The organism is Njordella calcicola (assembly GCF_056494125.1).
In genome coordinates this window covers 734,652-748,989 of sequence record NZ_CM151396.1, presented here as the reverse complement: position 1 = coordinate 748,989, position 14,338 = coordinate 734,652, and the positions used below count along the sequence as shown (strand labels likewise).

Annotated in this window: 11 protein-coding genes; 2 read left to right on the top strand and 9 right to left on the bottom strand. The window is 52.7% G+C overall.

The window, feature by feature from the left end; genetic code table 11:
• The first annotated feature begins 205 nt into the window (after positions 1-205).
• A complete protein-coding gene (locus tag SH302x_RS02820) occupies positions 206-1,831 on the top strand; it encodes a hypothetical protein (RefSeq protein ID WP_479367191.1) in 1,626 nt (541 codons plus the stop codon).
• Positions 1,832-1,905: 74 nt separating this feature from the next.
• On the opposite strand, the gene bioA is transcribed toward SH302x_RS02820, so the two are convergent.
• Together bioA and SH302x_RS02810 are read right to left on the bottom strand one after the other, a co-directional pair.
• On the bottom strand, positions 1,906-3,303 hold the full coding sequence (gene bioA / locus SH302x_RS02815) for an adenosylmethionine--8-amino-7-oxononanoate transaminase (RefSeq protein WP_479367190.1): 1,398 nt from the start codon (positions 3,301-3,303) through the stop codon (positions 1,906-1,908).
• A gap of 5 nt (positions 3,304-3,308) precedes the next feature.
• A complete protein-coding gene (locus tag SH302x_RS02810) occupies positions 3,309-3,593 on the bottom strand; it encodes an SAM hydroxide adenosyltransferase (RefSeq protein ID WP_479367188.1) in 285 nt (94 codons plus the stop codon).
• Between the two features lie 2 nt (positions 3,594-3,595).
• Between SH302x_RS02810 and SH302x_RS02805 the strand changes: the two genes are divergently transcribed.
• Positions 3,596-3,751 carry a hypothetical protein gene (locus tag SH302x_RS02805; protein ID WP_479367187.1) on the top strand — a complete coding sequence of 52 codons (156 nt, stop codon included), beginning with the start codon at positions 3,596-3,598 and terminating at the stop codon, positions 3,749-3,751.
• Between the two features lie 43 nt (positions 3,752-3,794).
• Here SH302x_RS02805 and SH302x_RS02800 read toward each other — a convergent pair whose 3' ends face one another.
• The 7 genes from SH302x_RS02800 to SH302x_RS02770 form a co-directional block, all read right to left on the bottom strand.
• Entirely contained in the window at positions 3,795-4,682 is an 888-nt protein-coding gene (locus tag SH302x_RS02800) for an SAM hydrolase/SAM-dependent halogenase family protein (RefSeq protein ID WP_479367185.1), read from the bottom strand.
• A gap of 1 nt (position 4,683) precedes the next feature.
• Positions 4,684-6,981: a hypothetical protein gene (locus tag SH302x_RS02795; protein WP_479367183.1), complete on the bottom strand. Its 2,298-nt coding sequence runs from the start codon at positions 6,979-6,981 to the stop codon at positions 4,684-4,686.
• Between the two features lie 248 nt (positions 6,982-7,229).
• Positions 7,230-9,359 (bottom strand): BatA domain-containing protein, encoded by a 2,130-nt coding sequence (locus SH302x_RS02790; RefSeq protein WP_479367181.1) that lies wholly within the window; start codon positions 9,357-9,359, stop codon positions 7,230-7,232.
• The gene (locus SH302x_RS02785; protein ID WP_479367180.1) at positions 9,356-10,270 is read right to left on the bottom strand and encodes a DUF58 domain-containing protein; all 915 of its coding nucleotides are present in this window, start codon (positions 10,268-10,270) and stop codon (positions 9,356-9,358) included. The genes SH302x_RS02790 and SH302x_RS02785 overlap by 4 nt, the downstream gene beginning before the upstream one ends.
• Complete coding sequence (locus SH302x_RS02780) at positions 10,239-11,285, bottom strand: AAA family ATPase (RefSeq protein ID WP_479367178.1); 1,047 nt, start codon at positions 11,283-11,285, stop codon at positions 10,239-10,241. Before SH302x_RS02780 ends, SH302x_RS02785 begins: the two co-directional genes overlap by 32 nt.
• Position 11,286: 1 nt before the next feature.
• A complete protein-coding gene (thiC, locus tag SH302x_RS02775) occupies positions 11,287-12,618 on the bottom strand; it encodes a phosphomethylpyrimidine synthase ThiC (protein WP_479367176.1) in 1,332 nt (443 codons plus the stop codon).
• 207 nt (positions 12,619-12,825) lie between these two features.
• Complete coding sequence (locus tag SH302x_RS02770; protein ID WP_479367175.1) at positions 12,826-14,292, bottom strand: c-type cytochrome; 1,467 nt, start codon at positions 14,290-14,292, stop codon at positions 12,826-12,828.
• Positions 14,293-14,338: the final 46 nt, after the last annotated feature.

Sequence of the window (14,338 nt, the reverse complement as noted above, 5' to 3'; positions counted from 1 at the left end):
TAGCCGTGAAGATGGGGAATGCAAGCGGTTTACGTAGGATTTGAGGTTTAACGCGACTTGGCGAATCTGGTTTTAGCGGCTGATTGAATCTGTTTTCGCTGCTCTTCCTATTGCAGCCAGTGGACGAAAATCTTTAATCTTCGCCACTATATTGATTTGTTGCGTAGGCTGCGCAGAACTATTGCACGGACGGAGACCTGGCAGGATGCCCAAAAATCCCTCACCTCGAAATTCAGTATTTGCGATCGGACACTTGTTGTTTTGCAAGTTTTTCATTGCACTTAGGTGGGCGTATTCGCACTTACAAGAACGATGTCGCGGGGCAACTGCTTTCGCGATTGCAGGTCTGGCGGCTGTCATGCTAAGCAGCGCTGGCTGCCAACCCTTTGGACTGAGAAATAGTAATGCTGGTCCACAGGACGACTGGGAAGCTCCTGCGCGCAACAGTTACGCCATGCCTCGGCAGTTCCAGTCGCCTCGAGATCGGACCAAGCCTGCGTCGGCAGAGGCAACCCAAGATGCCAAACCTGCTCCCAACACCAGTTCGCAAAGCAAAACCACTTCCACTTCTCCAAAAGACCAAGAAGTTGCCGCCGCCAAGCCTGCGATAACGCCGCCCGCCGCAAACCCACCAGCAGAGACCAAGCCCGCCACAACCGCCACAACCGCGGCGGCTTCGCCCGTTGAAACTGCAGATCAGGATCTCGACTTGGATTCCGCGATCGCGGTCCTGCCTCCCCACCTCCAAGATGTGCTCCGCAATCAATTGGTCGCGACCCAAGCCCATCGAACCAACAGCCAGCCATCGCCAGAACCAGCGACAACGCCGATTGTTGCCACCACGACAGCCAGTAGCGATCCCGTTCGAATTTCGCTTTCCGATCGAGCCTCCACGCCGTCCGTAGCTTCCGCGGCAGCACCAGTTGCCACTGCACCAGTTACCACTGCACCAGTTGCCACTGAGCCGGCGTCGCAAGTTGCCGCCGCTGCCTTCACCATTCCCGCTTCCCATACTTCAGAATCAGCCGTGGTCTCTGCCGCCGTTCAACAGGTCGCCGGACAGCCAACTGAGCCGAGCGCAGCCGTTCAACTAGCTAGCGCTTCAAAAATCGCGGAACCGAATCTTGAGTGGGACCAAGCACTCAACCGCGCCGTTAGTTCGTTGGAAAGCAAGTTGACCGCCCAGCCATCACTCGATGTGAAAACAAAGATCAACTACGAGCTAGCGCTGCGTATGATTCATCTTGCCAACAACAATTTGGAACAAGCTCTCAAGCCGATCGAAGGCTTGCAGCCAGCCGAACAAGAGTACTATCGCTACCAGTTGCAGGCGCTGTATGACTCCATCAACCCAAACGGCATGCCGGTCTCCTCGCGACGCTGGGCTCTGGTCATGGAGAACCAACGCAAGGCAAACCAGCACCTTTCGAAGATCAGCAATCTGGAAGTCCGCAACGCAGCGTTCTGCACCGAGGTACAAGGCTACGGCTCAGTGACCCCTTTCCAATCCAAGCTGTTTCAGCCAGATCAAGACGTGCTGTTGTATTGCGAACTGGAGAACGTTACCGCAGACGAACTGCGCAATGGCTTCGAAACGCAACTGCAAGGCAACTATGAAATCGTTGACTCACGTGGGAATCGAATCGCAGACCAATTGCTGCCGATGGAAAAAGAAGTGTGCGCCAATCATCGCCGCGATTACTTTGTCGTCTACCGGATCTTCATGCCGATGCAGATTGCGCCGGGCAACTATGAAATGCGTGTCACTATTGAGGACATGAAAGGCAAGAAGTTTGGCCAAACGTCGCTGGACTTCCAAATTCAAAAATAGGAAATGGTAGTCCTTTCCTGCTCCAGGCCATCGCACTCTCGTAAGTCGAAGACGTCCGATTACGACTGACGCGTTTACGAGTCTACCAAGCAATGTAAGCTGGCTTTTACTGCGTTGACGATGGTGCGTAATTCTTCACGAGTGATGCTCAGCGGCGGCACAAAGGCGATGGTATCTCGCAGTGGACGCATCCATACGCCATGCTGCAACAGTTCGCGACAAAGCTTTGCACCGGCTCGCATACTATCTGGAAATGCGCGACCAGCAGCTTTTTCTTGCACAAGCTCAAACGCTCCAATCAGTCCTAGGACACGAACGTTTTGCACATGGGGATGGTCTTGCAATTCCGTCAGCAACCCAGCGAGATAAACGGATTTCTCTCGCACCTGTTCCAGCGTACGTTGCTGCTCAAATAGGTCTAGTGTTGCATGAGCAGCCGCAGCAGCCAACGGATTCCCACCAAAAGTATGTCCGTGATAGAACGCTTTGGATTCCGTCGGCGCCCCTAGGAACGCATCCCAAATCGTATCGGTGGTGAGCACGCACGAGAGCGGCAGATAGCCCCCCGACAAACCTTTGCCTAAACATAACAAGTCGGGCGTCACCGCTTCGTGGTCGCACGCAAACATTTGACCTGTCTTTCCAAAGCCAACTGCAATCTCGTCCGCAATAAGTAGCGTACGATGTTGGTCGGCCAGTTCTCGTAGGCCTTTTAAGAAGCCATTGGGGTGAAAGACCATGCCCGCCGCGAACTGGACCAACGGTTCGACGATAATCGCCGCAATCCTGCCAGCATGTTCTGCAAGCAATCGATCGTAGCTGGCAAGCGTGGCTTGCAAGAGTTGCGTATCATGGCGTTCCGAATCACGACAAGCTGGCGATGGACCATGCAAAACGGGAAACAACAAGGGCTGGAAAACGGATTGAAATCGGGGCACTCCTCCAACGGACAATGCGCCGATGGTATCGCCGTGATAAGCGTTGCTAACGGCTAGAAACAAATCACGAGCTGGACTCTGCTGACCATCTTGCGACGCCGAGGTGCCGCTGGCTGGGGGTTGCTGATGCCAAAATTGAAAGGCGATCTTCATCGCAGCTTCAATTGCCGAGGAACCGTCTGAAGCAAAAAACGCGTGAGAAAGCCCGGGCGGCGCTAGGTCACACAACCGCTTGGCCAAGCTCACTACATTGGAGCTGGCTTGGCCAAGCAATGTGACATGGGCAATCTTATTGAGCTGTTCAACGATGGCAGCATTGATGTAAGGATGGTTATGACCATGCACAATGCACCACATCGAACTGACACCGTCCAGGTAGCGACGGCCTTCAATGTCGATCAGGTAATTGCCTTGTCCTGCTTCAATAATCAGGCCATCATAATCTCGCATTTGCGAGAACGCGTGCCAGAGAACGGTTCGATCCAGTTCCCGCAGCGACGGCGAAGGCGACGAAGATAGATGGTTGGGGTTCACAGCGACTAAGATTGAACAACAACCTTGGCTCCCGCCCGGATGCCTAGCATATCCGCGGCCGAGTCACCCACCAAATGCAGCTTCATGACTCCTTCGCCATGCTGAATTGCCAGCAGCGTCATCGCTGGTTGGCCATCAGAGCTGTCGAAGATACCAAATGTTTCATGCTCTTCATCGACGACGATACGAACTTGTGAGTCTCGTGCATGTCCGGCAAGCTGCTCGGCGGTAATGCTTGTAACGAGATCGCCGCAAGGAGAAACCTCTTGAACGGTTCCTTCGGTTTTCATTGATGACTCCACGGGATGCAACCGACAAAATACTTCCGACACACGACGACAACATTGATCCTGAATTGACGCAGGACTGCCTGCAGACGTTCCAACCTACCATTGCACATGCGACACGATGTGACACCGAACGATTGGCTCGCTCGCAAACAGTGTAACAACATTCGGCGGGTCATGGGACCATAGCAGGAATACTTCCAATCAACCCAAAATGGAAGTAACGGTTCTCACAGTTTGTCGCAGGATTTCGAATCTTTGATTGCGTTGCAGCCCCACTTGCCGTGCCGCGTTGCCGTTGGTGAGCGCAAATTCTAGATACTGGCTCGACCCAATCAGCGCGACGAAACTGCCTGGCTGCCGAGCGGCATAGGTTCTTACTAAGGCCGGCGTGGCGGTGATACCATCGATCTTGAATCGAAATGGCCCTGCATAATCAGCCCGTGTGATCAGATCTTCATTTTCGGGCACTTCCAGACTCCCGAAAACTTCCAACAGATGGGATCGAGAAACGTTGGTGATCGCATTTCCGAAGGAATCAAGGTAGAGAATGTGCCCCACGATGCGGTCTTGGCCCAATTCCGGTTCCGGGACTTCTAATTTTCGATACGAATCAATTTCTGTCCCCAGCAGCGGTAGGATCTCAGGGCGTCGACAGGCTTGCCCCACGACGCTCGCCAATATGTCGCGTCCCTCGAAGGTGCTGGAAAGTGACTGCCGCCAGAACTCGCGGTTATTCAAAACCATCAGCCGAGTAACACGATGCTTGCGTGCGATCAAAGTGATCAAACCGTTGTCGGGTGCTAACACGCGTACACCATTAATCTCGGCTAGTAGCATGGGCCGCGCGGTTCCCACTCCCGGGTCAACCACCGCAATAATCCAAGAGTCCTTCGGGAACGCTTCCAGACAGTGCAGCAATTCGACCGCTGCATAAGTGACATCCTGTTTAGGGATGCTGTGGCTGATATCGATTACGTTCAATGAAGGGCAGAGATGCAGCATCACCGCTTTCATTTGGGCAACGTAGTGCGTCCAACCGAAGTCGGTGAGCAACCCGACAATATTTGGGGGGCTATTGTTCATGCTCATGTTACAGCAAACCCCAGCGATTTCGCAGATACCATTCTGATCCCAACGTGGCGATGACCAAGACGACCAACAGCGGATAATTCCAGACCGATTTTGGCGGCAGAGGCTCAAAATGCAAGAGCTTCTCCGGTGGCAACTTGTCAATTAACTGACGCCACTGATTCAACGGTAGCGCCGTCCCGCCATACCGATTCGAATATTGTAACAGGCTGTCAACATCCGGTCCAAGCTTGGATGTCTCTGAGCGTTCAGGCACCACCTCAATACTACCACGAAGATTTAATCGCGGCAGGGCTGAACTGGAATCATCGGCACGCACACGATACCGGCCCGCTTTAGAAAGCTGGATAGTACCGCGAAAGACGGCACTCTCTGCCGTTGCTCGCACCGTAACTTTTTCTGCGGTGTCCCCTGAAATCGATTCCAAGATCACTTCGAAACTGGGAGGTTCGTCGCGATTAAACGCAAAGTCGACACCCGATCGACTGGTGTCAAAACGGATATCAATCATCTCTCCAACCTCCCAACGCTGTTTGGAAGACTGCATCATCAAAGGAGGCGACGAGTTCGCTTCCGTCACGCTTCTTGCGGTCGCTCCCAACAATTCGGTCCAATATCGATTGAACAGCGTTTCATTTCCGCGAAAAACTCGCCAGCGGTAGGACTCATCGGATGCTTGGAAGGCGACCTGCCCTGCCCCATTGAATTGGCTTACAAGAAATGGAGCTGTCATGTTTTGCGCCAAAACAACGGCTGGCAATTTGGGCTCAAATTGCAAGCCTAAGTTCGACACGCGAGGCAGCATCTCCGACCGCGAATTGGTTCGGCCCGCAAAGTTGAATCCAAACATGTCAGACTCTTTGGTAAACTGCACGTGCGAGCTTGCCTTAGGAACAACTTCCAGTGACCGAACGGGCAAGAGATTCCTCCAAAGAGGCTGCTTAAATGTTTGCAACGTTTGACTGGGTCCGGCCACAAACACCAACCCCACCCCCTCCTGCTGGACCGCTTGCTGCACAGTCGCGGCCAGAACGGAATCAAAAATACCTGCCGGGGGGTCAACAAGCACACATGTATCGAACTGCTTCCACCAATCGAGTTGGGCTGGTAAGAATTCTACCATGTTTGCTTCGGCTCGCACCAAGCTACGTTCGGCCGATGCAATCCAGAACGTGGGAGCAAACACAGCTCCACCCGAAGCATTTCCCTGCCGCGTTCTTTCGAAGTAATGCTTTAAGAACCGCACTTCATAACTGTAACTATCCGCGATCAACAGGACGGGCAGCGGTTGGTCTCGCACCATCACACTTAGAGACTGCTCCGCATCGAATGCTTGGGCCTGCTCACGGTCTAGGTCTTGAACGTAAGCCTGGATCAGAAGCTCCTGGCTTCCTGCCACTTCGGCCGGAAACGGCAATTCAATCAACAACGTTTCCTGGTCGCCAGCAAACGTAAGTTGTTTTTCGACCAACCGTTGCCCATCCGCTTGCGAGACCAATGCCACTTCCACGACTTGTCCGGCAAGTCCACTGGCTTGTAGTTGCGCTTCGATCTTAACTTCGTCACCCACAAAAACCAGATTCGGACGGTTCATCAAGATCAGTTCTAGGTCCGGTTGCGAGACTGCAGTTCCAGCAACCAACGAAAAGACCGGCGTTCCGCTGCGATCCTGATTGCTATTGGAGCGTATCGAAGACAAGCCAATCCCTTCGGTCACTTGACCATCCGTAATCACATACAATGCTAACGGCTGCTCAAGCTTCGCTTTCTCCATGAGGCTATTTAAAGAGTTTCCTAATCGACTGGCAGAATCCAATTCCTCTTTGCCCGTAGCGGTCGATAACTGTTGGACTTGCTGCAAATCCACCGTCCCCAACTGCTCGCCAATGGTAAAGTATTCGATGGTTTGCGACCTACGCTGTTGCCTGATGGCGTCAGTCATTTTTGTAGCGACATCCACAGCACGATCAATCCGCGACTGCTTGCTTCCAGTTTCGGAGCGTTCGTCTTCCTGCAACATGGAGGCGGTCCGGTCGACGGCAATCCAAACCGATGCAGGCGTGGGAGCCAAGCGGTTCAACACCAAGCCGGCTAGCATCCAAAGCATCAAGCCAACTGCAGTTAATCGCAACGTCGTCAACCAAAAAGTCCGCCACTGGGCCACCGACCTGTTTGGGGCATACTGCACCACACGCAAATGCTGCAGCCAATATCCAACGACCACAATAGCGACAATGACAAGCACCAAGCCGCATGCCTGCCAAAAACTAAAGGGCCATTGGGTTTCCCAAGAAATCATGCGTAATAACTTTGCCAATCACTGCGAACGAAAGGGGTTAGTGTAACGGATCGTACGCCTGGTCTGCTACAGGCTATTTGGCCAAGGCAAACTATCCACGGTAGGAAACGCGAATTGAAAACTCTTTTCCTCCTCCCGCAGTAACCTTCCCAGAGGATACACGTTAATTAGGAGAAATGCTTGGCCTTCACGGAGAATACTATTCCTCGATCTCAGCCGATCTTCGCCAAGACGAAATCAAAGCCCTGCTACAATCGCTTCGCGACGATTATTGCGGAGATGATGGTTTCTGTGAGCAATAGCGTAATCGCGACCCCCAACAACCATTGAAATAGAGACTGGCGAGTTCGATTCTGCTCGACCGTAGTGGCACTTGCATCTTGGCCCAGACCCTCCGCGTTTGGCAATTCGATTGCAGCGAATTGTATTTCTTCTGGATCAAGATTTACGACAAAGTCGAAGCTTTCTCTGGCAGCCGATTGCGGATCGACCACAGTATAAACTCCGAGCTGCGCGGTGTCGGTAATTATCACGTTGGTCCCAACAGAAGATGGATCGACCACGATTGACTCCATCTGTCTATCAGGCAGTTTTAGCTCAATCCCATCGGGACGATGCAGCATCAATCTCACGGTCTGGCCTGCCAAGTAAGATCGTAAGTTACTATCACGGCTCGACTGACGAAGAAGCTCGACTACAGGCACAAACGTTGGCCATCGGATCATCGCGTTCCAGTCCTCGACAGCCGATTCGCCTTCACCTAAGACAGGTGGACTTGCAATCCAAGTCAATGTACCTTGGCCCAAATCCGACTGAACAGCAAACGCATCTCCATTCCCCAAAGTCAGCACCTCGCGCCATTCTGGCTTGCGTTGGTTCAACTTCCAATACTTCATGATCGGGAGTTCAAAGACTCTCACGGCATTTCCAGTTTGACTGTCCGCAGTCGCTTGGCGCTGCGCAACGGTCGCCAATTGGTTGCCAGCCCATTCTGTAACGAAGGCATCTTGTGCTGGAATTCCGCCCCAATCCACCGCCCAAGCTGAATCCGCTTGAAACGATGGCCCTAGCCAGATAAACACAGCGTTTCCGCTGGCGGTTTCTTGATTAATCAGTTCTTGGAATGCCGCATCAATCTGAGCTGGGTCTATGATATGCAAATCGCGATCACTGGTTCGGTCAGGCACTTCACTGATGGAGTTCACTACGCTTGCCTGCCCCCCCCATGCTGCATAAGCGGAACTTAAGCCCACCGCTTGCAATTGGCTGCTGGCAAGAACGACGGCTTGCTGAGAGAGTCGACGTGGCAGGACAGCATATCGAGCATTATCATAAAGCAAATGGTCGCCGGGCAAGCGAACTTCCAGGCGCTGATCGCTGGTCGCATCCGAGCGAACAGGAAAATCGACTACGGCAGACTGCCCCGCGTCTAAACTTGGCAGCATTCGCTCGAGACTCAGACTGTCATCGATCCATAATTGCACCTTGGTCGCCAGCGTTTGTGTCTTGCCACTGTTGACGATTCTAGCCGATAGAACAACCGGGCCAGGGCCTGCCTTAAAATCATCTAAGACCAAATCATCGATGGTGAGATTTCTGAAAGTGGCTAAGCCAGAAGCGATCGCAGGATCAGCAGCCAATTCGTTGATGGGATCGTAGATCACTTGGAGATCTAAGGACGGCAATTCCAAGCTACGTAAACTAGGCTCCAATTGCTCCAGTCTCGCAGTTGACCATTCATGAACTGAAAAGTCGCTGACGATGTGCAGCTTCATAGTGTGGATCGACTCCGTTCGCCTGAGCGCTTCCTGGAGACAAGCTTGTGCGATAACTTCGATGCCGTCGGTCACCACCGATGCGCCTTGCGTACTCATTCCGAACAAGGCCTGCTTTGCTGGCTCGCGATTGATCAAGTCGCCGAAGTGAACAATCGTTGGTCCATGATTCATTGCGACCAGGGCCACCAGATCGTAGCGACCTGCAGCGTCAATCTTACGAGCGATGTCTTCTTTTGCCAATTCATGCAATGTAGCTGCGCTGTTTGACTCACTGAGCGAACGAGCCATAGAGGGAGAACAATCCAGCAGAAAACAGTGCAGGACAGTTGCATTGTCGCGGGAGCTTGAGGCCGCTGACGAGCTAAAAAACGGATTGGCAACAGCCAGTGCAATCAGCACTAACGCAAGAGTTCGCAAGGCTAGCAGCAACCATTGCAGCCAGTCTAGGCGTCGAGCTTGACTGGCCGACGCTTCACGCAAAAAACGCAGCGTCGGCCATTGCACAACCTGACTAAACTTTCGTCGCTGGCGCAGCAGTAGATAGGGAATTGCCGCCGCGGCTAGGCTAATTAGCATCGACAGAGAAGCGAATTCAATCATCGCGCAGGTTGGGCTCCATCTAACGCGCCAATTAAAGCAGCGGCGATTGCTTTGGATGTGTTGATCGTATGCAAGGCACACCGCCCGCGAACGTCGTTGAGCTTCGCCACCATCTCTCGCCACTGCCTTTGATGTTGCTCCCACAAATGCAAGTAACGCTCGCGTATCAAGATCGGATCAATTTGCACAGAAGAATTGTCTTCCAAGTCGACAAACTTGCCCCCCGCTTTAATGGCGAATGTAATCTCATCTTGATCGACGATTTGCAGCAGAACAACCTGATGACCATCGTACAACAAGCGTAACAACGCCGATTCAAAGTCATTTGGCGACTCCATTAAATCGCTCAACACAACCACGCAGGAGCGTTTCGAAAGGCGATTGGCCGCCAATTGCAAGGACTGAGCCGCCGAGACAACACCTTGTGGTTGAATGCCTGCCAGCATGTCGTTGAGTCTCACCAATGCGCTTTGCAGTCTGGTCGCATCGCTCCATTGCGGACCTTGCGCACTACACAACATCCAACCGACCGCGTCGCCATTGACAATGCACAAATTGCTGACGGCCATCAGGATCGTGGCCGCGCAATCCCACTTGGACCACGGACTAGTTGCGCCCGTGAACTGCATCGAACCACTTGCGTCTAGCAGAAAATGAAAATGTCGGTTGGATTCGTCCTCGAATCGTCGCACGAAGTATCGATCGGTTCGTGCGTGAAGCTTCCAGTCGATATGCCTAGATTCATCGCCGGGGGTATACAACTTGTGATCAGCGAACTCTATCGAACTGCCATAGCGTTTGGAGAAATGCCCGCCAGCAACCAAGCCATCGGCCACATAGGCGGCTCGTAATTTGAGCCCACCAAGCTGCGCAATGAGCTTAGGATCGAAGTAACTTGCCAGTTCCGCCACGCTGCGCCTTGCTTGTCAATTCATTGCGAACAAACTGTACCACTTGTTCAATGATAGCAGGCTCACGCAATCCTTTCGCCTGAGCAGTAAAGTTTGTCTTCAACCGATGCCGAAGGATTGGGTCGACCACGCGGAAGATATCTTCCTCCAAAACTAGAGGCGAACCTCGCAAAGCGGCTGAACATTTGGCAGCCAAAATCAAAAACTGCCCTGCTCGAGGACCTGCCCCATAAGCCACACACTCCCGTATGTCTTGCAACGGATTGTCTGCGGACGGTCGCGTCAATCGTACAATTCGCAGAGCGATCGCTGCTAACGACTCCGAAATGGCGATTCGCCGAATCAAATGCCTAAATGAAATGATGTCGTCGGCGTGCATTTGCGAAGCGACTTCAGGACGGTCGTCACCAGTGGTCTGCAACAACATCCGCAGTTCTTCATCTTCCGCGGGATAGTCCAAGTTAACGACAAACATGAAGCGATCCAGTTGAGCTTCGGGCAAGGGATAGGTACCTTCTTGCTCGATCGGATTTTGTGTCGCTAGGACAAAAAAGGGATCCGGCAGCCCATGCCGCTGCGAACCAATCGTAACTTGCCGCTCTTGCATCGCTTCCAATAAAGCAGATTGTGTTTTGGGCGGCGCTCGATTGATTTCGTCGGCCAGCAGAACGTTGGTAAAAATCGGGCCCTTGATAAAATGAAAACGTCGCTCTCCAGTCGCCTGATCTTGAACCAGCACATCGGTGCCAGTCACATCCGACGGCATCAGGTCCGGCGTGAATTGGATACGAGCGAACTCGACATCCAACACACTAGCAAACGTGCGGACAATCAGCGTCTTGGCTAAACCAGGCACGCCAATCAGTAAGCAATGCCCGTTGGCCAACAGACCAATCATGATTAATTCGATGGCGTCCTTCTGACCGACGACCACATTGGCCAGTTGCTCTCGCACTCCACTGGCTAGTTGCTTTAGTCGTTCTAGAGCCACCGAATCATCAAAGCTGGGATTCATATTAGCTCGAAGGTTGCAGGTTCACCAACTCTTTATTGGCCGCCATTTTGCGAATATCTTCCGTGATTCGCATCGAGCAATACTTCGGTCCGCACATGCTGCAGAAGTGAGCTGATTTGAAAGTGTCCTGCGGCAGCGTTTCGTCATGATACGCCTTGGCCGTCTCAGGATCCAGCGATAGTCGGAACTGCTCGTTCCAATCAAAGGAGAAACGTGCTCGTGAAAGTGCGTCGTCACGATCTTGAGCCCCTTTGCGGTGGCGAGCGACGTCCGCCGAGTGAGCTGCAATCTTATAAGCGATGACGCCTTGCTTGACATCTTCGCGATTGGGCAATCCGAGATGTTCTTTGGGAGTGACATAGCACAGCATCGCGGCACCCGCCATCCCCGCCATCGCAGCACCGATCGCACTGGTGATGTGGTCATAGCCGGGAGCGATATCGGTAACCAATGGCCCCAAGACATAGAATGGAGCTCCGTCGCAAACTTCAATCTGACGCTTAATGTTCATCTCGATTTGGTCCATTGGAATATGCCCAGGACCTTCAACCATTACCTGAGTACCATTCTTCCAACCGCGTCGGCACAGATCGCCCAAGACATCCAATTCTGCAAACTGCGCTTTATCGCTGGCATCAGCGATTGAACCTGGACGCAGACCATCGCCTAAACTCCAAGTAACATCATACTGTCGCATGATGTCGCACAAATCGTCGAATGCTTCGTAAAGCGGATTCTGCTTTTGATGCGTCATCATCCATTTGGCGATCAGCGAACCGCCGCGAGATACAATGCCGGTGACGCGATTGACCGTCAGGTGCAAGTGCTCCAGCAAGACGCCGCAATGGATTGTCATGTAATCGACACCCTGCTTAGCTTGATGCTCGACCATGTCCAAGAAGTGCTGAGCGCGCATGTCTTCGATGTTACCGCCCAATTCTTCCAGCATCTGATAAATCGGTACGGTTCCGATTGGTACCGGTGAAGCAGCAATAATCTTGGCACGAATGCCATCGATGTCTTTGCCTGTCGACAAATCCATCACCGTGTCCGAACCAAAGTGGACCGCAGTGTGAAGTTTCTCTAATTCATCGTCGACGTTGGATGTCACGGCTGAATTGCCAATGTTAGCGTTGATCTTGCACTTAGCAGCAATTCCGATGGCCATCGGCTCCAGTCGACCTTGCAAGTGCACTTTGTTGGCGGGGATCACCATGCGACCTATGGCAACCTCATCGCGGACTAGTTCAGGCGCCAACTGCTCACGCTCGGCGACAAACTTCATTTCTGGCGTAATCTCTCCAGCACGGGCTGCTAAAATTTGGGTGGTCACTTCAATTCGACTCCTGGGTAGCAAAAATTCAATAAGTTCTTGAGCGATCATACAACGAGCAGCATTTCTCCGCCACGATGGGCCGCTAGTTGGCAACCATTCAATCAGTCAGCTCCATGACTTGTATTCGCCTTGAGAGCCACCGAATGGCAGAAAGATTTTATGCCGCTACGTCAATTACAACTAGGGCTTTTGCATCGGAATAACTCAAAGCGTCTTAAGATATTCAAGTAAATCTTCCCGCTGAGCACGACTTAAATGCGACGGATAATCGTGTCCAGAGTTTGATTTCCCGAAAGCTTTGGTATTGAAAAAGAATCGTTTCTGGTAGCTTGGCATTCGCGAAAAATCGTTTGGAAGATCCTCCATGGCCTCGTAAACAAAGCCGACCTCATCAACATTGAATGATTCGCTGATTCGTCGCCAAACCGTCGGTCGCTCTTCTGGGAACAATACGCCCCGCAAGCTTGGCACGCTGCCGTTATGAAAGTAAGGGGCTGTTGCCCACACGCCATCCAGCGGTGGTGCAGTGTAGCCTTCTGGTTCCGCAAGCGTTGCTTGTTGACCATAATCGGCAAACCAACTCTCGCCATAGTGCTTGCGATTTTGTGGCGTCAGGGCGACATGGCGCACTGGATCGGTAGCAATTTCCGATAGAGCAATATTGACTTCCGGGTAGTCCCGCTGCCCCTGCTCGTAGGTGCCATGACAAGTGGCACAGTTTTGTAGGAAAACCGCCTTGCCACGCGCTGCTTGGGCTTGGTTGATTTCAAGCGGATACTTTGGTGGCTGAACCTGGGAAAGAAAAGCGTACACATTCTTGAAGTCTTCCTGCCACGCGTGAAACTTCTCAGGGCCATTCTGACGCACAAGCATGAACTGCATCAAGCCTTTATGCCCCTTCTCTGCAAAGCCGTCAGCGTACATGTGTGTCTTTCGCTGAAAATGCCACCAAGCCGGCGCGTCCATGTCGTGGTGAATCATTGGCGGAGGCGCCTTCAGCGGGAAAACATTCAAGTCACGGTCGCGATAGTTCATCAATGCAACACCGAACATCACCGCATTGCTGGTGCCAATCGTTGTCCCAAGCGGCATCGCTATCGAACCGACGTCCATATGAGCCAGCGGCAGCTTATTCTTCAGCTTGATGCGTCGAACTTGCTCGGTCAACGACTCCAGCGCGTAGGTTGTGTTGGGTGCTCCTGGGAATGATACGCCATAAGTGCTGCCGCCGTGGCAAGCAAAGCAATTCATTACCCACTTCCCTTCCTTGGTCACGACATATTGCAGCGGCTTGTGCGGCGCATCCGGACGCGGCGAAATACCGAAGTTTTTTAGCGCCTGCTCCCGTTCGGCAGACCAGCCAGACTGATCGCTTGCCCTGGAAGCATCCTTCTGCACCTGAAAAAAAGGCGCATCCAAAGACAGTTGTTCCAGTTGTCGCACCACGGTCTCGTCAAAGTCGTGCGGCAGATAAACGTTGTCGACCAGGGCAAGATAGCCCGCTCGAGCTTCGACCGACAATCCAGCCATCATTTGCTCGACGTGCTGCTGAAGCGAAGCGCGGACCCGCTGATCTATCGCCTCTTGCTGGTCCCCCGCACCGTCCAATGCTAGCGCAGCCGAAGTGCAACTGACTGCAGACAGGCAAAAGCAGGCAAGAGTTCGAAACATACGAATTCCTTGAGCGAACTGGGAGTCATCACCAAACCGTTCCATG